The organism is Pseudomonas sp. GM78 (assembly GCF_000282475.1).
In the GTDB taxonomy this organism is placed as follows: Bacteria; Pseudomonadota; Gammaproteobacteria; order Pseudomonadales; family Pseudomonadaceae; genus Aquipseudomonas.
The window spans coordinates 26,022-48,326 of the sequence record NZ_AKJF01000084.1; the positions used below are offsets into that span (position 1 = coordinate 26,022).

The 22,305-nt window shown below is 60.5% G+C and carries 10 protein-coding genes; 3 read left to right on the forward strand and 7 right to left on the reverse strand.

Annotation, left to right across the window (positions count from 1 at the left end; genetic code table 11):
• Window positions 1-21 precede the first annotated feature (21 nt).
• The 3 genes from PMI35_RS17370 to PMI35_RS17360 form a co-directional block, all read right to left on the reverse strand.
• Complete coding sequence (locus tag PMI35_RS17370) at window positions 22-1,869, reverse strand: amidohydrolase (RefSeq protein WP_032831579.1); 1,848 nt, start codon at window positions 1,867-1,869, stop codon at window positions 22-24.
• A 294-nt stretch (window positions 1,870-2,163) separates the two neighbouring features.
• Entirely contained in the window at window positions 2,164-2,478 is a 315-nt protein-coding gene (locus tag PMI35_RS17365) for an SCP2 sterol-binding domain-containing protein (RefSeq protein WP_008059234.1), read from the reverse strand.
• A 79-nt stretch (window positions 2,479-2,557) separates the two neighbouring features.
• Window positions 2,558-3,268: a histidine phosphatase family protein gene (locus PMI35_RS17360; RefSeq protein WP_008059235.1), complete on the reverse strand. Its 711-nt coding sequence runs from the start codon at window positions 3,266-3,268 to the stop codon at window positions 2,558-2,560.
• Between the two features lie 201 nt (window positions 3,269-3,469).
• On the opposite strand from PMI35_RS17360, the gene sohB reads away from it, so the two are divergent.
• Both sohB and PMI35_RS17350 read left to right on the forward strand, forming a co-directional pair.
• On the forward strand, window positions 3,470-4,492 hold the full coding sequence (gene sohB / locus PMI35_RS17355) for a protease SohB (RefSeq protein ID WP_008059244.1): 1,023 nt from the start codon (window positions 3,470-3,472) through the stop codon (window positions 4,490-4,492).
• Window positions 4,493-4,680: 188 nt separating this feature from the next.
• Entirely contained in the window at window positions 4,681-8,463 is a 3,783-nt protein-coding gene (locus PMI35_RS17350) for a leucine-rich repeat domain-containing protein (protein ID WP_008059246.1), read from the forward strand.
• Between the two features lie 64 nt (window positions 8,464-8,527).
• Here the strand turns inward: PMI35_RS17350 and PMI35_RS17345 are convergent, their stop codons facing one another.
• The 3 genes from PMI35_RS17345 to PMI35_RS17335 all read right to left on the reverse strand — a co-directional run bounded on the left by PMI35_RS17345 (window position 8,528) and on the right by PMI35_RS17335 (window position 11,386).
• Window positions 8,528-9,022, reverse strand: a complete 495-nt coding sequence (locus tag PMI35_RS17345; RefSeq protein WP_008059248.1) for a DUF934 domain-containing protein — start codon at window positions 9,020-9,022, stop codon at window positions 8,528-8,530.
• Window positions 9,006-10,664, reverse strand: a complete 1,659-nt coding sequence (locus PMI35_RS17340; RefSeq protein ID WP_008059249.1) for a nitrite/sulfite reductase — start codon at window positions 10,662-10,664, stop codon at window positions 9,006-9,008. Before PMI35_RS17340 ends, PMI35_RS17345 begins: the two co-directional genes overlap by 17 nt.
• A gap of 500 nt (window positions 10,665-11,164) precedes the next feature.
• Window positions 11,165-11,386, reverse strand: a complete 222-nt coding sequence (locus PMI35_RS17335; protein ID WP_008059251.1) for a DUF2970 domain-containing protein — start codon at window positions 11,384-11,386, stop codon at window positions 11,165-11,167.
• Window positions 11,387-11,537: 151 nt separating this feature from the next.
• On the opposite strand from PMI35_RS17335, the gene PMI35_RS17330 reads away from it, so the two are divergent.
• Window positions 11,538-18,500: an NEL-type E3 ubiquitin ligase domain-containing protein gene (locus PMI35_RS17330; RefSeq protein ID WP_008059252.1), complete on the forward strand. Its 6,963-nt coding sequence runs from the start codon at window positions 11,538-11,540 to the stop codon at window positions 18,498-18,500.
• Window positions 18,501-18,554: 54 nt separating this feature from the next.
• On the opposite strand, the gene metH is transcribed toward PMI35_RS17330, so the two are convergent.
• Window positions 18,555-22,265: a methionine synthase gene (gene metH / locus PMI35_RS17325; RefSeq protein WP_008059272.1), complete on the reverse strand. Its 3,711-nt coding sequence runs from the start codon at window positions 22,263-22,265 to the stop codon at window positions 18,555-18,557.
• Window positions 22,266-22,305 lie beyond the last annotated feature (40 nt).

Genomic DNA, 22,305 nt, shown 5'->3' on the forward strand with positions numbered 1-22,305 from the left:
TGCGATCTTTTGCACTTCAGGTCAAAACGCGAAACAGGAGCAGCCAAACGCCCCCCAGAACCCGCGGAAGTCGCTGACCGGCGCATTCGACAAACGCGCCCGTTCGTGACTGTGCGCATGCACCACGCAAGCCCCGACACATTGATGAACCTGAGCCGTCAGCGGTGCCGATGGCTTCCAGTGGCCGGGCACCTTGGCCACGGGCGACCACTCCGGCACCACCGGGATGGGCGGGGGGCCGAGTTTTTCGAACTCGTTGCTGGCGTAGACAACCTTGCCATCGACAAGGGTCAGCACCGATTCGATACCCTTGATGCCCTCGACCTCCATATGGAAATAGTCGGCCGACAGTGCGATCAGGTCCGCCAGTTGCCCGACCTTGATCTGGCCCTTCTTGCCTTGCTCGGACGAGAACCAGGCGCTGCCATGGGTAAACAGCTCCAGCGCGGTGTCGCGGCTCAAGCCTTGCGGATACAACGCCAGGCCGCCGACAGTCCGGCCACTGACCAGCCAGTACAGCGACGTCCATGGATTGTAGCTCGACACCCGCGTCGCATCCGTGCCGGCGCCTACCGGTACGCCCTCGGCCAGCATGCGTGCAATGGGCGGTGTGTGTTCGGCCGCCTTGGCGCCATAGCGGTCGACGAAGTACTCGCCCTGGAAGGCCATGCGGTCCTGGATGGCGATGCCGCCGCCCAGCGCTTTGACCCGCTCTATGTTCTGTGGAGTGATGGTTTCGGCATGGTCGAAGAACCACGGCAAGCCGTCGAACGGAATGTCGCGATTGACCTTCTCGAACACATCGAGCATGCGGCTGATGGATTCGTTGTAGGTGGCATGCAGGCGAAATGGCCAGCGTTGCTCCACCAGGTGGCGTACCACCGGTTCCAGGTCTTGCTCCAGGGTGGATGGCAGGTCCGGGCGCGGCTCAAGGAAGTCTTCGAAGTCTGCTGCCGAGAACACCAGCATTTCCCCGGCACCGTTGTGCCGCAGGAAATCGTCGCCCTGGCCGTAGCGTGAGGTACTGGTCCAATGCTTGAAATCGGTCAGTTCTTCCTTGGGTTTCTGGGTGAACAGGTTGTAGGCGATGCGCACGGTCAGTTGCTGATCCTTCGCCAGTTGCTGGATGACCTGGTAGTCGTCCGGGTAATTCTGATAGCCACCGCCCGCGTCGATCGCGCTGGTGACACCCAGGCGATTGAGTTCGCGCATGAATTGCCGGGTGGAGTTGACCTGATGCTCCAGCGGCAGTTTCGGCCCCTTGGCCAGGGTTGAATACAGGATCATGGCGTTGGGCCGGGCGATCAACATGCCGGTGGGATCGCCATTGGCATCGCGCTGGATTTCGCCGCCCGGCGGGTTCGGCGTGTCGCGGGTATAACCCACCACTTTCAACGCGGCGCGATTGAGCAGCGCACGGTCGTACAGGTGCAGGACGAACACCGGCGTGTCGGGCGCGGCCTTGTTCAGTTCGTCGAGGGTGGGCAGGCGTTTTTCGGCGAACTGGAATTCGTTCCAGCCACCGACAACCCGTACCCACTGCGGCGTGGGCGTGCGGTCGGCCTGGTCCTTGAGCATGCGCAGCGCATCGACCAGCGACGGTACGCCTTCCCAGCGCAGTTCGAGGTTGTAATTGAGGCCGCCACGGATCAGGTGCAAGTGTGAGTCATTGAGGCCGGGAATCACCGTGCGCCCGTGCAGGTCGATGACTCGCGTGCCGGGGCCTTGCAGGGCCATGGCCTGGGCGTCGCTGCCGACCACCACGAAGCGCCCGTCCTTGATCGCGACGGCACTGGCCTGGGGTTTCTTGCGATCGACGGTGTGCAGGCGTCCGTTGTAGAGAATGAGATCGGCGGGGTTGTCTGGCATGGTTTTACTCCCTGCGAACAGCGGGCTGATCCAGGCACCGACGGCACCTGCGGACAGGCCTTGGAGTACATGGCGGCGGTTGACGCCGTTGTGGTCCTCAGGTGGGCTCATGTCAGTGCTCCGCGCAACGTGAGTTGAGGGCAAACAGCTGAAAGCAGCCGCATGCGGCCAGATGGAATATAGACGGCAAATCCGCAGGCAGCCGTTTTCAGGCGTGTAAAACGACGAATCCCGCCATAAGGGGCGGGATTCGTTTGCAGCCAGGGTCGCTTGCGCAAGCCGCAAGCGACGCGCTTAGGCCGGGAACAGCTCGGACAGTTTCATCGCCAGCATCATGTCGCCTTCAGCGCGCAGCTTGCCGCCCATGAACGCTTGCATGCCGTCGGTTTCGCCGCTGACGATGCCTTGCAGGGTTTCGCCGTCCATCACCAGGGTCACCTGGGCGTCCGGGTTTTCGCCTTCCAGCAATTCGCAGGTGCTGTCCTTGACGACCAGCGAGAAGTTCTTGGTGTCGTCGATGCGGAAACCGAAGACCAGGTCCAGACCGGCAGCAGCGGCTGGGTTGAACTTGGCTTTCATTGCTTGTACGGCATCAGCTACGGAGGTCATGGTTTGATCCTTTTTTTGGTAATTAGAGCAAGGGTAATAAGAGCTGGGTGGTTACAGCCAAGGTCACAATAGTCCGGACTCAGCGAAACGTGATGAGTTCCGGGGCCTTCAACAGTTGCAGGTGCGCATGGCTGTTGAAGGAAGCCAGGGCCACCTCGCGACCACGAAACTTCAGGTGGTTGAGCGAGGTGTTGACGATTTGCCAGTTCAATTCAAAAGCCTGTCTTGCCGGCATTTGTGTAATGAGGTGGAGCAGGGCGGTGATGGTGCCGCCGGAGGTGAACACGGCGATTTTCTGGGTGTTGTCGGCTTGTTCGAGGATGCGCTGCAAGCCGGCCTGCACGCGTTCGACAAAGCCCAGCCAGCTTTCCAGGCCCGGCGTGTCGTAGGTGCCGGCGAGCCAGCGTTCGATGATCAGGGCAAAGATGCGCTGGAACTCGCCGCGGTTCTGCGCGGCGTTGCGCAGGATGTTCAGCGCTTCGGGCTCGTCCGCCAGCATGGCAGGCAACAGCGCGCGGATCACCGCGTCGGCGTCGAATTCATTGAACGCGCTATCGGTCTCGAGGATCGGCACCGGCAGGCCAACGGCAGCGTATTGTTCGAGCGCGCTATTGGCCGTATGTTGCTGGCGGCGCAGGTCGCCCGACAGGCAGCGGTCGAAGCTGATACCGAGTTCGGCCAGGTGCCGGCCGAGGATTTCTGCCTGGCGGATACCGGTGGGCGACAGGACGTCATAGTCGTCTGCACCAAAGGAGGCCTGGCCATGTCGAATCAAGTAGATACTGCCCACGTCCGCGTCATCCCGGTACGTTGAAGGTTTGGCGAGGTTATGGGGATGACGGTGAGCTGTCAATGAAAAAACATACGCTTGTTTGAAATGCCTGTTACAGGCCTGTTTCCAGAGGTTTCACGGCTGGTAGCAGGGGCGGCGCATGGGTATGCTGGTGGTATCCCGCGCGCTTGCATGCCGCGCAACGTTTAAGGAGTCCCTGTGGAGTTTTTGTCCGAGTACGCCGTTTTCCTGGCCAAGACCGTGACCCTGGTGATCGCCATACTGGTGGTCCTGGCCAGCTTTGCGGCCTTGCGCAGCAAAGGTCGACGCAAATCCGCCGGCCAGCTGCAGGTCAGCAAGCTCAATGATTTCTACAAAGGGTTGCGCGAACGCCTGGAGCAAACCTTGCTCGACAAGGACCAGCTCAAGGCCTTGCGCAAGACCCAGGCCAAGACCGAGAAAAAACAGAAGAAACAGCCCGACGCCAAACCCCGGGTGTTCGTGCTGGATTTCAACGGCGACATCAAGGCTTCGGCCACTGAAAGCCTGCGCCACGAAATCACCGCGCTGCTGACCCTGGCAACACCAAAGGACGAAGTGGTGCTGCGCCTGGAAAGCGGTGGCGGCATGGTGCACAGCTACGGCCTGGCGTCTTCGCAACTGGCGCGTATCCGTGAGGCCGGCGTGCCATTGACCGTGTGCATCGACAAGGTCGCCGCCAGTGGTGGCTACATGATGGCGTGCATCGGCGAGAAGATCATCAGCGCGCCGTTCGCCATCCTTGGCTCAATCGGTGTGGTGGCACAGTTGCCCAACGTCAATCGCCTGTTGAAAAAACACGACATCGATTTCGAAGTCCTGACCGCCGGTGAATACAAACGAACCTTGACTGTGTTTGGCGAAAATACCGAGAAGGGCCGGGAAAAGTTCCAGGAAGACCTGGACATCACCCATCAGCTGTTCAAGAACTTTGTATCGCGTTATCGCCCGCAACTGGCCATTGACGAAGTGGCTACGGGTGAAATCTGGCTCGGCATCGCGGCATTGGACAAGCAACTGGTGGACGAGCTCAAGACCAGTGATGAGTACCTCGCCGAACGGGCGAAAAAATCGGAGCTTTACCATTTGCACTACGCCGAACGCAAAAGCCTGCCGGAACGCATCGGCATGGCGGCCAGCGGTTCGGTTGATCGCCTGCTGCTGAGTTGGTGGAGCCGGTTGACCCAGCAACGCTTCTGGTAACTTTCAGCGCTTCAAACAAATGAAACCGTGGTAACCGCCACGGTTTCATTTTTTTTGCCCTTCAGAACGCTCCGCTTTCCGTGGTCAAACAGCGAAATTTCCTATCGTCACTGTCAATCGCTCCTGCTTTTTCCGGGGAGTGGGTCGAGTAGAGTGGTGGTTCGGAAATGACTGCAACGGAATGCACCATGAAAGAACTACCTCACGATGTTGCCGGCCCTTGCCCGGTGCCGTCTCTGCACATGCGCGATGAATTGAAAAGCGTCGTGGACATCGCACTGCCACAATCCCCCGGCCAGTTTGGCGAGCACTCGATCAAGCAAAAGTGGGGGACGAACATCGATCCGCAGACTGCCTTGCTGGTGACGCTCGATTACCACTACCAGGGCCATCCCGCACAGGACGGTATCGAGCAGGGGCAAGTGGCGCGTTCGCAATCGCTGCTGCAAGCGCTGCTTGCCAATTACCAGACCGTTGAAGATGGACGTTTTGCTGAAACGGCCTTGGGTCTGTACACGCAACCGGACATCGGGCCATGCGTGCGGATTGTCGAGAACGTCGATGAATTCGCCAATCATGGCAGCGGCAATCATCAGGCGTATGAAGGAATTTATCGGCAAACGGTTCCACAAACCTATGGTCCGCTGACCCAGATCGATGTGAGACCGGCGGATTTCAAACGATGGGTGTGGGAGCTGGACCTGCAGGAGCTTTACAAAACCTATCTAGATCACGCCTGGCCGTCGGACGAAGTGATTGCTGCTGCCAGTCCTTACCCTTTGAGAACGTCGACCAAAGCCGCATTCGTCATGACGGCCTGGTTGCAGCGTCATGAACGGCGCTTGAGCGAAAAGGGCCTTGCCCTGGCGATACAGGCAGCCGGCTTGCCAACGGATCAGCCTTGGGAAACCCTGACGCTTGAACAGCTGAAAGCCCCCACCCGAATGCCGCCGAAGGTCACGGCCAGCCGTCTGAAGCTTTATCGCTATACCGCGACCGATATCTGGATGTTTCGCGGTGCGGCCAGTGACCGGGTGCTGGTGTACATCCCGGGCAATTCTTCGCCGCTGCATGAGTTCACCAACGTCTCGCAGCTGCACCAATGGGTGGTGAAACAGGGCGCCGCCGAGGACACGAAGCAGGCCCTGGCGTCGCACTTTTCCGAAGATGACCGTCAGGACGGTACTTTCCATGCGGGTGTGCTGACCGCGCTGGACGGCATGGCGATTTACCCGAAAAAGCATTGGCTGACCAACAATGCCGGTTTCTTCAACAATGACGGTTATTGGGACCCCGCCGACTACATCGGTTTCGACGATCAGGAACCGGCGATCGATCCGTTCGCACAGCTTGTGCTGACGATGAAGCAGGCTGCACGGGACAGTGTCATAACCATCCGTGACGACGCACAGGTCAATCGCGACAATCTGAGCGCCGTGGTCGAGCCGCTCGTACAGTGGGTCAACCGGTTCGGGCCTCTGGCCTTGTTTGTACCGGGAGGGGAAGGTTTGTTGGCGCTGGCTGGACTGATCGATGCCGGCTACGGGTTGGACGAGGCCGTAAACGGTGAAACGTCCAGTCAGCGAAAGGAGGGCGTAACTCGCTTGGTGTTTGGATTGCTCAACGCGCTGCCGCTGGCGGGCGCCGGGGCGCAGGACAGTGTTGGGCGGGTTGAAACCGGCGCACTGATACCTCGTGAGCCCGTCCCTGTGGTACCGCCTGTGGAAGACGGGGTGAAAGCAGCAGCCGGGATGTCACGACTGCAGCTGATGCGCGGTATCGGTCCCTCGGTGGCCTCGTTCAGCGATGAGGTATTGGTGCAGATCGGAAAAGTCAGCACGGTCGATGACGACATGCTGCGCCTGATGCACACTGGGCGACCGCCAACGCCGCTACTGGCCGATACGATCAGCCGCTTTAAGCTCGATCAGGCGCTTGGGCAGGACGGACAAGCCGAATTGTTCAACAGTCGTTACGCAGCATTGCAAGAATCCGCTCATGAATGGGTCCGGCTGTTGCAACGCCAATATCCGGGACTTCCAAAAAGTGCCATCGAGCAAATGCTCGACCGCTACGGCGTGGACATCCAGGGCCCCGTGGAAGCTGCCCGTGTCCGGCAAGTATTCAAGCATCTGGACCAAAAGGCCCGGCAGTACCAACAGCATGTGCGGCTCAATCGTGCCTATGAAGGCTTGTACCTGCGCTCGCAGGTCAGTGCGCAAGCGGACACGCTGGCCCTGCATTCGCTGAAAAACCTGCCAGGATGGCCCAAGAACATTCGGATTGAAGTGCGCGAGAACTCCCTCATCGGCCCGATTGTGGATCGCAGTGGTGCGCTTGACGCTCCCAACGTTCGACGACTGATCAAGGTGGCCGGCCATTACCAGGGAAGCACCGGACAAGTGGATTTTTATGCGGCGCTGCTCGATGTCCTTTCCGGGGGCGAGCGCGAGGCGTTGCAACTTTCCCCGGTTGATCCGGCCTTGGTATTACGGCACAAAATCAGCGAGCGGGCATTGCCCCGAGCGGAGTTGTTACTCGGACTGCACAGGATGGATTCTGGTCTGCCATTCGAGGCGCAAGGACTACGTGGCGGCGGCTTCCCCGGTACGCCGCAGGCAGCAGCGCTGACGCATGAAATGATGAGGTTACAGGTTAGGGAGATCTACCCGGATTTCTCGGATGCTGAGGCCGATGGACTGCTCCAGCGTGCAGGTGGTGATGCACAGGCGCACATCGATCTGCTGAAACAGCAGTTACAGCAGCTCAACACTGACTTGAGAGGCTGGATCGATCAGGTGGTGCAAGACATTGAGGACATGGACTTTCCCTTCCTCATCGACACTGATGACGAGGCGCAGGGGATGACCGGTGAGCAGATCGAAGCACATAACGCCGAGCTGGTTGAAAACACCATGGACTACGAGCGGGAAACCAGGATCGAGTTGGCCGCTGAACTGACCGCGATTTGGCAAGGGCGTGCATTGCCAGACCAGCTCGTCTATTCAGGTGAACAGTTTGTGGGAATAAAGCTCCACATGGGCTTCGAGAACTATCACCGATTACCGGTTATGAACGTCCGGTTCAACGATGTCGTCGAGCTGTCGATGCCACACTTGCATGTGGCCGAGCGTGAATCCCTGAATGGGTTCCTGGAGTGTTTTCCGAATCTGCAGACCTTGGATCTCGAACATGCCGATCTGATCGAATTCGACGCCGAGGGGAATGGGCAGACTGTTCTGCCGACGACCCTGTTCAGCCTGGTTCATCTCAGGTCGCTCAATCTGAAGGCCACCGGCCTGGTTTTCACCGAAGGGACGGCGTCGCAGCTGAGCGGCTTGGCTAGGCTTCAAATGCTGGACCTGAGTGACAACCCATTGGGCATACCTCCCGTTCTGCTCGGGATGAATGACTTGCGGTGGCTGAACTTGAACAACACCCGGATTGCACGTTGCCCGATCGGCGTCAGGGATGAGCCCTATATGGTCTCACTGGATTTGCGTGATAACCGCATTGTCCGGGTTCCACCCGCGGTGATCAATCAGGCTGTCTCGGTGGATCGCGTGTTGCTGGAGGGCAATCCTCTGACGGACGAAGACACGCTTCGGCGACTGATCAGCCATCGTGAGCAAACGGGGATCAATTTATGGCTGAGCGAGCCCGACGTTGATTATGGACAGCCGAGGGTGTGGCTACGAGGCTGCGAAGAACCGCTGAAACAATCCCGGCAAGCGCTTTGGCAGCGGCTGGCAGAAAAACCCTCTGGTACGCGGTTTTTGAGCGCGATAAACAGATTGAGCCTGACCCCTGATTTTCATGTCGGTTACCTGTCGCTTCAGGAGCGAGTCTGGGGACTTGTGGAAGCGGCAGATGCTTCAGACGCAATATGGAATCGATTGATCGCGGCGGGTGTACGGCTCGAAAATCCATGGGCGGCTTTCGAAACGCTGGAACAGCGCGCAGGCCTGTAAATGGATTGTCGCGTCAGAACGAGGAGGGAGCCTTGAACCCCGAACGGGGTTCAAGGTTTACCGATCAGCGACGACGGAACAGCGGTAGCGGTTCGTCGGTGGCAGCCTGATAGGTCACCGAGAAGTCCTTGAGACCTTCCAGGGCTTCGTACGGGTCTTTGTCGGCGCGAATCGCGAACGCATCGAAACCGCAGCGGTGCAGGTAGAACAACTGGTCGCGCAGCACGTCGCCAATCGCCCGCAGTTCGCCTTTGAAACCGTAGCGGTCACGCAGCAGGCGGGCGTTGGAGTAGTTGCGGCCATCGGTGAAGGCCGGGAAGTTCAGGGCGATGACCTGGAAGCTGGCCACGTCTTCGCCGATCTCCTCGGCTTCTTCATCGGCGTCCAGCCAGATGCCCAGGCCACCGTCGCGGGCCAGGAGCATACGGCTGTGTTCACGCCACAACTGCAACGGGACGATGTAGTCGTCGCAATTGGTGATCTCGTCGATGCTGAAATCCTTGGGCAGCAGGTGCCAGGTTTCGTCGACGACTTCGTTGTTCTTAATTATTCGCTGCATAGACGCGCTCCTTGAAGAGGTCGATGCCAATACGCTGGTAGGTGTCGATGAAACGCTCGTCTTCGGTACGTTGTTCGATGTACACGTCGATCAGCTTCTCGATCACGTCAGGCATGGCTTCCTGGGCAAAGGACGGGCCAAGGATCTTGCCCAGGCTGGCGTCGCGGCTGGCGCTGCCGCCAAGGGACACCTGGTAGAACTCTTCGCCTTTCTTGTCCACGCCGAGAATGCCGATGTGGCCAACGTGGTGGTGACCACAGGCGTTCATGCAGCCGGAGATGTTCAGGTCCAGTTCACCGATGTCGAACAGGTAGTCCAGGTCGTCGAAACGGCGCTGGATCGATTCCGCGATCGGGATCGACTTGGCGTTGGCCAGGGAGCAGAAATCGCCGCCTGGGCAGCAGATGATGTCGGTCAGCAGGCCGATGTTCGGCGTGGCGAAACCTTGTTCGCGCAGCTCGCCCCACAGGGTGAACAGCTTGTCCTGCTCGACGTCGGCCAGGATGATGTTCTGCTCGTGGGAAGTGCGCAATTGACCGAAGCTGTAACGCTCGGCCAGGTCGGCCACGGCGTCGAGTTGCTTGTCGGTGATGTCGCCCGGTGCAACGCCGGTCGGCTTCAGGGACAGGGTCACGGCCACGTAGCCCGGCTTCTTGTGGGCCAGGGTGTTGCGCACGCGCCAGCGGGCGAAGCCCGGGTGCTGCTGGTCGAGCTCGGCCAGGGCGGCGTTCTGGTTGTCCAGCGCCTTGTAGTCCGGGTCGACGAAGTGTTTGGCGACGCGCTGCACTTCGGCTTCGGTCAGCGTGGTCTGGCCACCGCGCAGGTGCTCCATTTCCGCGTCGACTTTCTGGGCGAAGACCTCGGGGGTCAGCGCCTTCACCAGGATCTTGATCCGCGCCTTGTACTTGTTGTCGCGACGGCCATAGCGGTTGTAGACCCGCAGGATGGCGTCGAGGTAGCTCAACAGGTCTTGCCACGGCAAGAATTCATTGATGAACGCGCCCACTACCGGCGTACGGCCCAGGCCACCGCCGACCAGCACGCGGAAGCCCAGTTCGCCTGCGGCGTTGTGTACCGGCTCCAGGCCAATGTCATGGACTTCGATGGCGGCACGGTCGGAGGTCGAACCGTTGACGGCAATCTTGAACTTGCGCGGCAGGTAGGCGAATTCCGGGTGGAAGGTGGTCCACTGGCGGACGATTTCGCACCACGGGCGCGGGTCGATCAGCTCGTCGGCGGCGACACCGGCGAACTGGTCGGTGGTGACGTTGCGCAGGCAGTTGCCGCTGGTCTGGATCGCGTGCATCTGCACGGTGGCCAGTTCGGCAAGAATGTCCGGGATGTCTTCCACCGCCGGCCAGTTGAACTGCACGTTCTGCCGGGTACTGATGTGGGCGTAGCCCTTGTCGTAGTCACGGGCAATCTTGGCCATCATTCGCATCTGGCGCGAAGTCAGTTGGCCGTAAGGCACCGCCACCCGCAACATCGGCGCGAAGCGCTGGATATACAGGCCATTTTGCAGGCGCAGGGGGCGGAATTCTTCTTCGCTCAGCTCGCCTGCCAGATAGCGTCGGGTCTGATCACGGAACTGCTTGACGCGGTCCTCGATGATCCGCTGATCGTATTCGTCGTATACGTACATATAAGTCCTGTTCTCAGGCTTGGGTCGCTCGGATACAGCTGCGTTTTTTGCTTGCCGCAGTCCAAGAGCCTCTGCAATTCTGCGCGCACGGCCGCGCACTCCTAATGGAGCCGGGGCAAGATACCAGTTTGCGGTTATGCGCAAAAGTGATGTTTGAGTATATGTAAAGAACCAAAAGGACTAATGAGAATCGTTGTTGCAAAGCCCCTGTTTGTGGTGCGGGCAATCGTCGTCTTTACTGTGATCGAGTCTTTATGCAATCACCGATAAAACCGACAAGAGGCGATGCAATGAGCAACCCTTCCAAAGCTTCAAAACCCGATAGCACGGTGGATGCCTGGGCCATTTTGTTCCTGATCATCCTGGTCGTGGGCACTGCCGTTTTCTGGGTCAGCCATCAATAACCGTTAGCGCCCGGGCCGTGGTCGGGCTGCCAGCGCCGACTGCGGACCGGTTATCCGTATGCAATATTCATTGCGTAGCAATGCCTGAGAGCGGGCTCAGATGCCTGCGAGGTACAGCACCAGCTTGACGATGGCAAACAGCGTCAGGGCGAACACGGTGGTGAACAGTATTCCCAGGATCACGAAGTGACTCGGCTTGCCGTGGGTAAAGTCCCGCGCGCGGTTTTTTCCGCTCTGCACCCCGAATGCCGCGGCCATCACGCTGTGCACCATTTGCCAAAAGGTCGGCGGTTTGTTGTTGGTGTTGTCGTCGTCCATATACCCCTCGCCATGCAGATATGATCTGTAAGCATAGTCAAACAACCCTGTTGGTGAATGAGCCCGGTTGCCCTGCATAACTATGTACCGCCATGCCCTCAAATGGCCGTGATTTCCTGATCCCTCAACCACAGTGATCAGGATGCACGTCATGCCCGAGCTTTCCCCGCCCATGGATCATGGATTTCATGTTCCGTTCATCAAGAAACGCCTGCCCGACTGGACCCGACACCTCGCCCCCGCCCATATCGACAACCTTACCCGGGCCAGGGATCCGGCCGAAACATTCGCCAGGAACCATCCGCAGCTGTACGCCGGGGCGTCGCCCGCGCTGCGCCTGGCGCTGTATGACAGTCAGTTGCGCAGCAACAGTTCTACCCAGGTACTGGCCAAGACCCTCAAGGACTTCAAGGGCATCACCGAATTTGCCAAGCCGTTGCTGGCAGAGGCCATGAACAAGACCTTTGGCCAATCCCCCGATCCGACCAAGACCATGCTGTTTCACCTGCGAGCGCCCAACCAGGTCGATGAGCAGACACTGTTGCAGGCCGCGTTACGCAATTTCGAGCTTGATGAGCCCTTCGATGAAGTCGCCCTGCAGGAGACCAGTGCGCTGGCTCCCGCCGGGGCATTGCAGAACGAGCTTTACGATCGGCGCGAGCACTATCCGTTCTGGAGTACGCGCTACAAGATCCGCGACAAGCTGTCGATCAAGCCTGGAGAGTTCGCCACGCTGTGCCGGCAACTGGACCTGGGCCAGCAGTACCAGGCTCACCTGAGCACGGTGTTCGATACGCCGGGCGCCGGTGCTACCGTGCGCGAACAGATGATCAAGGCCAACAAAGACCTGATGCGCCTGCAAGTTCACATCGCGCGGATGAAGTCGGACCTCAGTGAATCGGCGTATGCGACCTTGCTCGCGGTAGTCAATGGCAGCCCGGAGCCCAAGATCGATGGTCGGGCCGTGGCGTACAGCCAATTGACGGCACTGGGTTCGGTGTTGAGCGATGTATTGATCATGGGTCCTGCGTCCCGCAAGCCCACCTCGACCCTGGAAGATGTCGCCGAGCTGTTCTTGCCAGTCCACGTTTGGCGTGCGGCAGTCGACGCGCAGGCGCGAATCATCGTCTACATCCCGGGTGACCCGAAGCACCCGGTCAAGGAATTCCCGTCGCTGGCCGAGTTTGCCAAAGACTTTGCCGTTCGATTGCGCTCGCGAAGCTTTCAGCGTTTTATCGCCGGATTGCTGCCCCAGGACGAGTCACCGAGGTTTTTTCGCAGGCTAAAAGCGCAACTCAAAACCCAGCGATGGAATCCGAACCCGGTCTGGCCGGGCCCGCCCTACAACCCCGAAGCCTACCAGGGTGGCATGTATGAAGAGGTGTGGAACGACGACGTCAACCTGGCCCTGAGCGAAACCTTCATCGACGCTGAAGTATTCGGTGCGCGCTACGAAACCCACCTGGCGCGGATCAAGTCAAACGCCAGGCACCTGGCGGTGCCTACGGCTGCCGTTGACCACCAGGCCTGGATCGAACGCCTCGAACACCTGGCCGAATGGGGCTTGAACATCCTCAACGTCGGCGCGTTCTTCGTTCCCGGGCTTGGCGAAGTGATGCTGCTGGTGACTGCGGTGCAATTGGGCCGTGAGGTGTATCAGGGGGTGGAGGCCTGGAAGGAGGGCGACGCCGAGGAGGCCTGGGGGCACCTCACGTCGGTCATGCAGAACGTGGCCTTCATGGCGGTGCTGGGCGCAGTGGCCAGCAAGGCGCCACCGATCACGGCGTCGCGCTTCGTTGACGGCATGCGCAAAGTTACCACGCCGTTCGGCGAGCCGCGCCTGTGGAACCCGGATTTGGCGTCGTACAAAAGCCGCGTTGCACTCGATGGCGTGACGCCAAACGCACTGGGACAATATGAAGTTGGGGACAAGACCTACATCAAGTTCGACGGCAATGCCTTTGAGAAAACCTACGACCCGGCGCTCAAGCAATGGCGCATCAAACATCCCACCGATCCCGAGGCCTACCAGCCGATCTTGCAGCACAACCAGTTCGGCGCCTGGCGCCATCTCGATGAGCGGCCCCTCGAGTGGGACCGCCTGACCTTGTTGCGCCGCATCGGCTCGCGGATGGAGGCCTTCTCGGATGCGCAGTTGCAGCAAATCTCGCAGGTCAGCGGGGTCAGTGATGATGCCTTGCGCCAGATGCATATCGATCACCAAATACCGCCGCCGCGCCTGGCGGAGACCATCGCGACGTTCAGCGCCGATCAGCAGGTGGATGAGTTCATTTCAGGCCTGCGCCAGGGTTCCCGCCTCAACGTCGCCGCCGAGTTTGCCGTACCCTTGACCCTCGAATTGCCCAACTGGCCTGTTGAGGGCGTGCTGGAAGTCTTCGAGGGCGCTGAACACTGGGGCGCCTCCCAGCGCTATGGTGTGACGTCGGGGCAACACAGTGACAGACCGACAATCAAGCTGACTCGAGCCGAAGTGCGCGCAGGAAAGCTGCCCGATATCGTTCTGGCGGCCCTCGACGAACAGCAAAAAGTTCAACTGCTGGGTGCGCACAGTGCAGGCCCCGGCGTGGACCGGGTGCAGATTTTGAGGGACCGTCTCGCCGATCGGGCACTGACTCGCAGGCAGTCATTGTTCAAGCGTCTGCACACCCCCGAACCGACAACCCATCCCGATATCCAGCGCCTGCAGCGCAGTTTCCCGACGTTGTCGACCGAGGCCGCCCAGGACGTGCTCAATGGTTCCCGTGCCAGTGATCTGTCCCGGTTGCGCAGTAGCGGCAAAATGTCCCTGCGCCAGGCCAAGGCGATCCGTCTGCATCTACAGCAAGCCGCCCTCAACCGTGCACTGTGCGGCTTGCGCCTGGACAGCATGGCCTCGGCGGCCAGTGACCGCTTGGCGTTGCACAGCCTGCAGCACATGCCCGGCTGGACCACGCAGATGCGCGTGGAAGTGCGCGCCGGCTTCATTCAGGGCCCGCTGCTGGACAGCGTCGGCAGCGCAATGGCAAGGCCCGGTTACTACCTGATCAAAAGTCTGGATACTTACCGGGCGTTCGATGCTCAGGGCGTGGCGCTCAACAGCATCCCCGCCCACGGGCGCAATCTGTTCGAGTCGCTGGTGGAGGTGTTGCCCCAAGCTGCCCGGGATAACCTGCAAGGCCATCAGGCCCAGGCCTTGCGTGAAGACCTGGCCACCTCTGCCAGCGCCCACCGCGAGGAGATGGCGCAGGTGCTCAATCACCGTCCCATCGACGGTCCGGGGCCGTCCTTGCGCCTGCCTTCAGGCCAGTTCGGCTACCTGGCCAGCGGTCGTGGGGCCGGCTTCGGCGACTTGCCCGATGCCGGGTTGGTTACCCGGGTTCGCGTGCTCTACCCGAACATTTCCGATGAACAAGCCATTCAGTTCATCAGCAGCCGCCTGAGCGCCGGGGATAGCCATCAGCAGGTATTCAACCTGCTGAATAACCGCCAGCGGGAATTCGAAGGGTTAACCCGCCAGTTGAACGCCTGGATCGGCATCGGTCCCGGGCAAGCCGCGCGGCGCTCGCAGGTGGAAAGAATTCTGCGGTGCTGGCGCAACGGCCTCTATCGGGGCCAGGACCCTGCTTTTGAACTGGATGTGCACGGCGCGGATGCTTTACCCGAGTGGGATGCCGACTTCAGCCATGTGAAAACCTTGCGACTCAACAGCGGTCAACTCACCGATGACGCCGGCCCGGCATTGCTGGGCAGGTTTTCGCAACTCAAGAAACTCGACATTCTCGTGCAGGAGCAGGACACGGCCGCCCTGGCCGGGAAAGTGCCGCGGTGGACCACGGTTACCGAGCTTAACCTCGCAGGCCTGGGGCAGACGTATGCGCCGCAGTTCCTGCGAGCACTCGAGGGCATGACGCAGTTGGAGGTTCTGTCGCTGTGGGGGGACGCGGATTCGATGGACTTCAGCAAGCTGACGAGCCTGCGCTCCCTGAGCTTGTTCGGCCAACCCGGCCGTTGGCCGACCGGGGTACTGGATCTGCCGGCGCTCCAGGTCCTGGACTTGCAAACCGTGGCGATTCCGGACCTGCCCGCCGAACTCTATACCGGTCATGAAGCGCTCTGGCGTGGCCTGAGGTTGAATTGGGGGGCCCTGGAACCGCAGGCGTTGCGCAAGGCTTACAACTACGTGCGCGACAACCCCGCGCACCTGGCGGATGAAGCGCAGATGGTTGCGCACTACTGTCGTGCGCGACTGGGCTTACTGATGCCCCAGGATTACTCCTTCGCGACCGACGCGTTGGCGCGATTCAATGCCGAGGGGGTGACAGGCATGGCATTGCTCGAGCGAGTCGACGCCCTGCACCAGCAACGCAATGCATTGAATCTGGCGCTCGATGCCTGGCAGAACACCCCGGTCAGGGTCGAAGGGGAGCAGGTCCAGGCTCATCATCGCGAGGTGATTGCCGACAGGGTTCGTGAATGTGTGCGCAACAGCTTGCGCGCCCAATACGCGCCTGACGAACCCGTCGCAGGACCGTCGTGGGCGCCTGCCAGGTCAGGCATCGGCGTGCTCGACATGACGGGGCTGGGCGCCATCGGTGATCTGCCCGCACTGGGCGATACAGTGTTTGCCCATATCCGCCGTTTGAACCTGACCGGCAGCCGGCTGACGGCTGCGCAGGTGAACGATTTCCTGCGAGCGTTTCCGCAACTGCGCACACTTGAACTCAGCGCCAACCGATTGACCGAGTTGCCCCAGGCCTTCGACTCGCTGTCCGAACTGACCGCGCTCGACCTTTCGTTCAACGAGTTGACAATCACGGCGACGGCGCAGGCCCGGATCAATCGCTTGACCTCTTTGCAGACGCTGAACCTGGGGTATAACCGGGTAGGCGCCCTGGACGTCAGTTCGCTGACGAACCTGCAGAGCCTGTACCTGGGGCATACACGCCTGACCCGCTGGCCCAACGGAGTGCTATCGTTACCCCGACTGCGCCGCCTGGCCCTCAATCACAGCGCGATCACCGACATCCCGGTAGAGGCGTTGACCGGTCATGATCGACTGCTGGGTGTGACCCTGCTGCAAGGTTGCCGACTGAGCCCCCAAGCCCTGGTGGCAGTGCGCGCCTTCGCTGAACGCACGCCGTCCCAGACGCCGATGGGCATCACCCGGGCGCATCTGGCGGCAGGTCGTACAGGTGGCGATCCGGAGTTTTTCCCGGTCGAGGTGTCGGAGCAGCCCAATCTACTGTTGCCACAGAACCTCGCGCCAGTTGACGGTAGTTTGCCGCCGACTTCCGCCGGCCGGCTGCAGCGTCTTGATCCACAACTGGGCGAAGCCCAAGCCGTAGAGCGCATCGACGCATGGCTGGCTGGCGGCCTGGGTGCGACGGAGATTGAAGCGCGACTGGTGCAATGGGAGCTGCAACAGACCCAGCTGATCAGTCGCCTGAATGAATGGATCGATGCCCCGGCTTCACGCCTGCGTCGCGCGTGGGTGAACGCCGTGGACCGTCGCCGGGCTGCCGACCAATTGCTGGAAAGCTGGCAGCTCACATTGAGGGATATTCCCGGTGTCGAGGGAACTCTGGATTTCAACGGCCTGATCCTCGGCGATCTGCCGACAATGCCGTTCAGCTTCAATCATGTTGTGGAACTGGATCTGAGTGACGTCGGGCTATCGGCAAATTCCGAAGGATTCCTGCGTTCGTTTCCGCGCGTGCGCAGCCTGACACTCAGTCAGAACGGCCTGGGCAGCTTGCCCGAGGCTGTGACCCAGTGCCAGGAGTTGACCCGCCTGAACGCCAGTTTTACCGACATCCGTGCCAACGTGCCGCTACAGCGCCAGTTGCGTTCCCTGCCGCGCCTGCAATGGCTGGACCTGGGCGAAAATCACTTGAGCGAATTTGACATGACCGGTCTTGACCGACTGCAAGGCCTGGATCTGCGTGGCAATAACCTGCGTGATTGGCCGGCGGGGGTGCTGGAGGCACCCGCACTGACCACCCTGGAGCTGACGAGCAACCAGATATCGACCATTCCCCAGGCGGCATTGCAGCCTGAGCACGCGGACCTCATGAGCGGCACCAATCTGTTCGACAACCTGCTTGAGCCGGATGAGTTCGTGCGCTTGCAGGATTACTTGCGCCAGACCGGGCGAGGCCTTGGATTCACTCACCTGGATATCGATCACCTGCTGGCCGGATTTGAGTCCGAGGTATCGCCGGAGCCTGGTGAAGCTGTCGCGCATCCTGATCAAGAATCGAAGGAGGCCCAGAAGGAGCGCTGGTTCCGCGGGGTTGCGGCGGATTCGGAAAAGCACGCGATGTGGAGCGCCATGATCGAGCAGGACATCACCCACGACTTTTCATACATTCTGTCGCAGCTGCGCCATACCCAGGATTTTCATACGGATCGTCTCGGCCTGACGCAGCGGGTGTGGCGCGTGATTGAGTCGGCCTATGCTGACGAGTCGCTGAGTCAACGCCTGATGGGTCTGGCGAAAGCACTGAGGCATCAGATGACCTGCGGCGATGGTCGAATCCTGTTGTTCAACGAGCTGGAAGTCGAGGTGTTCGAGTACGAAGCCCTGAAGTCCATTGCTCCCGAGCATAAGGGTCGCGAGTTGCTCAAGCTGTCCAGGCGGCTGTTTCGCCTGTCGCAAGTGGAGGAGATCGCCAGCGCAAGAATCAGTGCTCGCCCGACTACCGATCCGGCGGAAATACGCCTGGCCTACCGCATCGGACTGGCACAACGCCTGGACCTTCCCGATCAACCCCAAGGCATGCTCTACGCCAACATGGCGGGGGTGGCGGCGGCTGATCTCGATCAAGCCTATACCCGGATCATTGCCCAGGAGCAGACCACGGTGTTCAACGACCAACTGATTGCGCGCAAATACTGGAGAGACTATCTGGAAGAAAAGTACCCGGCTGAATTCACCCGGGTGCAACAGCAGTTCCAAGAGAAATGCGCGGACCTTGAAGACCAGTACGCCGAGTTCAACCAGGCGTACTTTCAGGCGCTCAAGACGCTGGAATCGGACAACCAGGTCGACCGCAAGAACCTGTTGAGCGAACTCACGTCCCGTGAACTGGCCGAGCAGGCCACGATGACCTGATCCTCGGTTGGCAACACTCTGGAGTCGACAGGCTCGACTCCAGAGCTCACCGGATCAGTCGTCGTAGCCGAGGTTCGGCGCCAGCCAGCGCTCGGTGACGCTCAACTCCTGACCCTTGCGCGACGTGTAGCTCTGCACCTGATCCTTGTCGATCTTGCCCACGGCGAAGTATTGCGCCTGCGGGTGCGCGAAGTACCAACCGCTGACCGCAGCCGCCGGGAACATCGCGTAGTGCTCGGTGAGGAACACGCCACTGCGGCCCGCTTTCATTTCGCTGGCCTCAGGGTCGAGCAGGGTGAACAGGGTGCTTTTCTCGGTGTGATCCGGGCACGCCGGGTAGCCCGGGGCAGGGCGGATGCCGCTGTATTGCTCCTTGATCAGGGCCTCGTTGTCGAGCGTCTCGTCCTTGGCGTAACCCCAGTAGTCTTTACGCACCTGCTGGTGCAGCCACTCGGCACAGGCCTCGGCCAGGCGGTCGGCCAGGGCCTTGACCATGATCGAGTTGTAATCGTCGCCAGCGTCCTGATAAGCCTTGGCCACTTCTTCGGCACCGATGCCGGCGGTGGTGATGAAACCGCCCACGTAGTCGGTGATTTCGCTGTCCTTGGGCGCCACAAAATCCGCCAGGGAAAAGTTCGGCTTTCCGTCGGTCTTGATGGTCTGTTGGCGCAAGTGATGCAGCTTGGCCAAGGGCTTGCCGTCATCGCCGTACAGTTCGATATCGTCGTCGCGCACCTGGTTGGCCGGCCAGAAACCGAACACCGCGCGGGCGCTGATCAGTTTCTCATCGATCAGTTTGGCGAGCATTTCCTGGGCATCGGCGTACAGCGTGGTCGCGGCTTCACCGACCACTTCATCCTGGAGGATGCGCGGGAACTTGCCGGCCAGGTCCCAGGAAATGAAGAACGGCGTCCAGTCGATGTATTCGGCCAGTACCTTGAGGTCGATGTTGTCCAGCACCTTGGCGCCGGTAAAGGTTGGTTTGACCGGCGTGTAGGTGCTCCAGTCGAACTGTGGCTTCTTGGCGATCGCCGCCGCGTAGCTCAGGCGTTCGGTGCGGGCGCTGCGGTTGGCGGTGCGCTCGCGCACTTCGATGTATTCCTCGCGGGTTCTCTCGACGAAGCCGGCCTTCAGTTCCTTGGACAGCAACTGGGTCGCCACGCCCACAGCACGGGAGGCGTCGGTAACGTACACCACCGCGTCGTTGCTGTACTTGGGCTCGATCTTCACCGCCGTGTGTGCCTTGGAGGTGGTGGCGCCACCGATCATCAACGGCAGGTGGAAATCCTGGCGCTGCATCTCGCGGGCTACATGGACCATTTCATCCAGCGACGGCGTGATCAGGCCGGACAGGCCGATGATGTCGCACTTCTGCTCCTTGGCCACCTGGAGGATCTTCTCCGCCGGCACCATCACGCCAAGGTCGACGATGTCGTAGCCGTTACAGCCCAGCACCACGCCGACGATGTTCTTGCCGATGTCGTGCACATCGCCTTTAACGGTGGCCATCAGGATCTTGCCCTTGGCCTCCGGCTTGTCGCCTTTTTCCAGTTCGATGAACGGGATCAGGTGGGCCACGGCCTGCTTCATCACCCGGGCGGATTTCACCACCTGCGGCAGGAACATTTTACCGGCGCCGAACAGGTCGCCGACGATGTTCATGCCGGACATCAGCGGCCCTTCGATCACTTCGATCGGACGGGCGAAGGACTGTCGGGATTCTTCGGTGTCTTCGACGATGTGCGTGGTAATGCCCTTGACCAGTGCGTGTTCCAGGCGCTTGTTGACGTCCCAGTTGCGCCACTCTTCGGTCTCGGCTTCCTTGACGCTGCCGTCGCCCTTGTACTTGTCGGCGATGGCCAGCAGGGCGTCGGTGCCTTCCGGGGTGCGGTTGAGGATCACGTCTTCAACGGCATCGCGCAGCTCGACGGGGATCTGGTCGTAGATTTCCAGTTGCCCGGCGTTGACGATGCCCATGGTCAGGCCGGCGCGGATCGCGTGCAGCAGGAACACCGAGTGGATCGCCTCGCGCACCGGGTTGTTGCCGCGGAACGAGAACGACACGTTGGACACGCCGCCCGACGTCAACGCATAGGGCAGCTCGTCGCGGATGTAGGCACAGGCGTTGATGAAGTCTACGGCGTAGTTGTTGTGTTCTTCGATACCGGTGGCCACGGCGAAGATGTTCGGGTCGAAGATGATGTCTTCCGGCGGGAAGCCGACGTCATTGACCAGAATGTCGTAGGAGCGCTTGCAGATTTCTTTCTTGCGCGCTTCGGTGTCGGCCTGGCCGGCTTCGTCGAACGCCATCACCACCACGGCGGCGCCATAGCGCTTGCACAGCTTGGCGTGGTGAATGAACTGCTCGACGCCTTCCTTCATGCTGATCGAGTTGACGATGCCCTTGCCCTGGATGCACTTGAGGCCGGCTTCGATCACTTCCCACTTGGAGGAGTCGATCATGATCGGTACGCGGGAGATGTCCGGTTCGCCGGCAATCAGATTGAGGAAGGTCACCATGGCCTTCTTCGAATCGAGCATCCCTTCGTCCATGTTGATGTCGATCACCTGCGCGCCGGCCTCGACCTGCTGCAGGGCGACTTCCAGGGCTTCGGTGTAGTTGTCTTCACGGATCAGCCGGGCGAATTTGGCGGAACCGGTGATGTTGGTGCGCTCGCCGACGTTGACGAACAGCGAGTTGCGATCAATGGTGAACGGTTCCAGGCCCGAGAGGCGGCAGGCCTTGGGAATTTCCGGAATCTGGCGCGGCGCATAACCGGCCACGGCCTTGGCGATGGCTTCGATGTGGCCCGGGGTGGTGCCGCAGCAACCGCCGACGATGTTGAGGAAGCCGCTTTGAGCGAACTCTTCGATGACCTTGGCGGTTTGCGCCGGCAGTTCGTCGTACTCGCCGAACTCGTTGGGCAGGCCGGCGTTCGGGTGCGCGGAAACGTGGGTGCCTGCCTTGTTCGACAGCTCCTCGAGGTACGGGCGCAGTTCGCTGGCGCCGAGGGCGCAGTTCAGGCCGACCGAGATCGGCTTGGCGTGGGCCACGGAGTTCCAGAACGCTTCGGTGGTTTGCCCGGACAAGGTACGGCCGGAGGCATCGGTAATGGTGCCGGAAATCATGATCGGCAATTCGATGCCCAGCTCTTCGAACACGCCCTGTACGGCAAAGATCGCGGCCTTGGCGTTGAGGGTGTCGAAGATGGTTTCGATCAGGATCAGGTCGGCGCCGCCTTCGATCAGGCCTTTGGTGGCCTCGGTGTAGTTTTCCACCAGTTCATCGAAGGTCACGTTGCGGTAGCCCGGGTTGTTCACATCCGGCGACAACGAACAGGTACGGCTGGTCGGGCCAAGCACGCCGGCAACGAAGCGCGGCTTGTCCGGGTTCTCGAGGGTTTTCGCATCGGCGACCTTGCGCGCCAGGCGAGCGCCTTCTACGTTCAATTCGTAGGCCAGTTCTTCCATGCCGTAATCGGCCATGGAAATCCGGGTGGCGTTGAAGGTGTTGGTTTCCAGGATGTCGGCACCGGCATCCAGGTAGGCCTTCTCGATGCCGCCAATCACGTCCGGACGCGTCAGCACCAGCAGGTCGTTGTTGCCTTTGACATCGCTCGGCCAGTCGGCGAAACGTTTGCCACGGTAATCCTGCTCTTCGAGCTTGTAGCTCTGGATCATCGTACCCATGCCGCCATCGAGAATCAGGATGCGCTCTTTGAGGGCGTGCTTGAGAGCTTGAAGGCGAACACTGCGATCGGACATTGGGACTACTCGAAAAGACCATGACGAAGGGCCGGGATGA

Coding starts and splice junctions, on each gene's coding strand:
- PMI35_RS17345 (WP_008059248.1), bottom strand. CDS start 9,022: ATGCAGCGAATAATTAAGAACAACGAAGTCGTCGACGAAACCTGGCAC.
- PMI35_RS17350 (WP_008059246.1), top strand. CDS start 4,681: ATGAAAGAACTACCTCACGATGTTGCCGGCCCTTGCCCGGTGCCGTCT.
- PMI35_RS17330 (WP_008059252.1), top strand. CDS start 11,538: ATGCCCGAGCTTTCCCCGCCCATGGATCATGGATTTCATGTTCCGTTC.
- PMI35_RS17370 (WP_032831579.1), bottom strand. CDS start 1,869: ATGCCAGACAACCCCGCCGATCTCATTCTCTACAACGGACGCCTGCAC.
- metH (WP_008059272.1), bottom strand. CDS start 22,265: ATGTCCGATCGCAGTGTTCGCCTTCAAGCTCTCAAGCACGCCCTCAAA.
- PMI35_RS17340 (WP_008059249.1), bottom strand. CDS start 10,664: ATGTACGTATACGACGAATACGATCAGCGGATCATCGAGGACCGCGTC.
- PMI35_RS17335 (WP_008059251.1), bottom strand. CDS start 11,386: ATGGACGACGACAACACCAACAACAAACCGCCGACCTTTTGGCAAATG.
- PMI35_RS17365 (WP_008059234.1), bottom strand. CDS start 2,478: ATGACCTCCGTAGCTGATGCCGTACAAGCAATGAAAGCCAAGTTCAAC.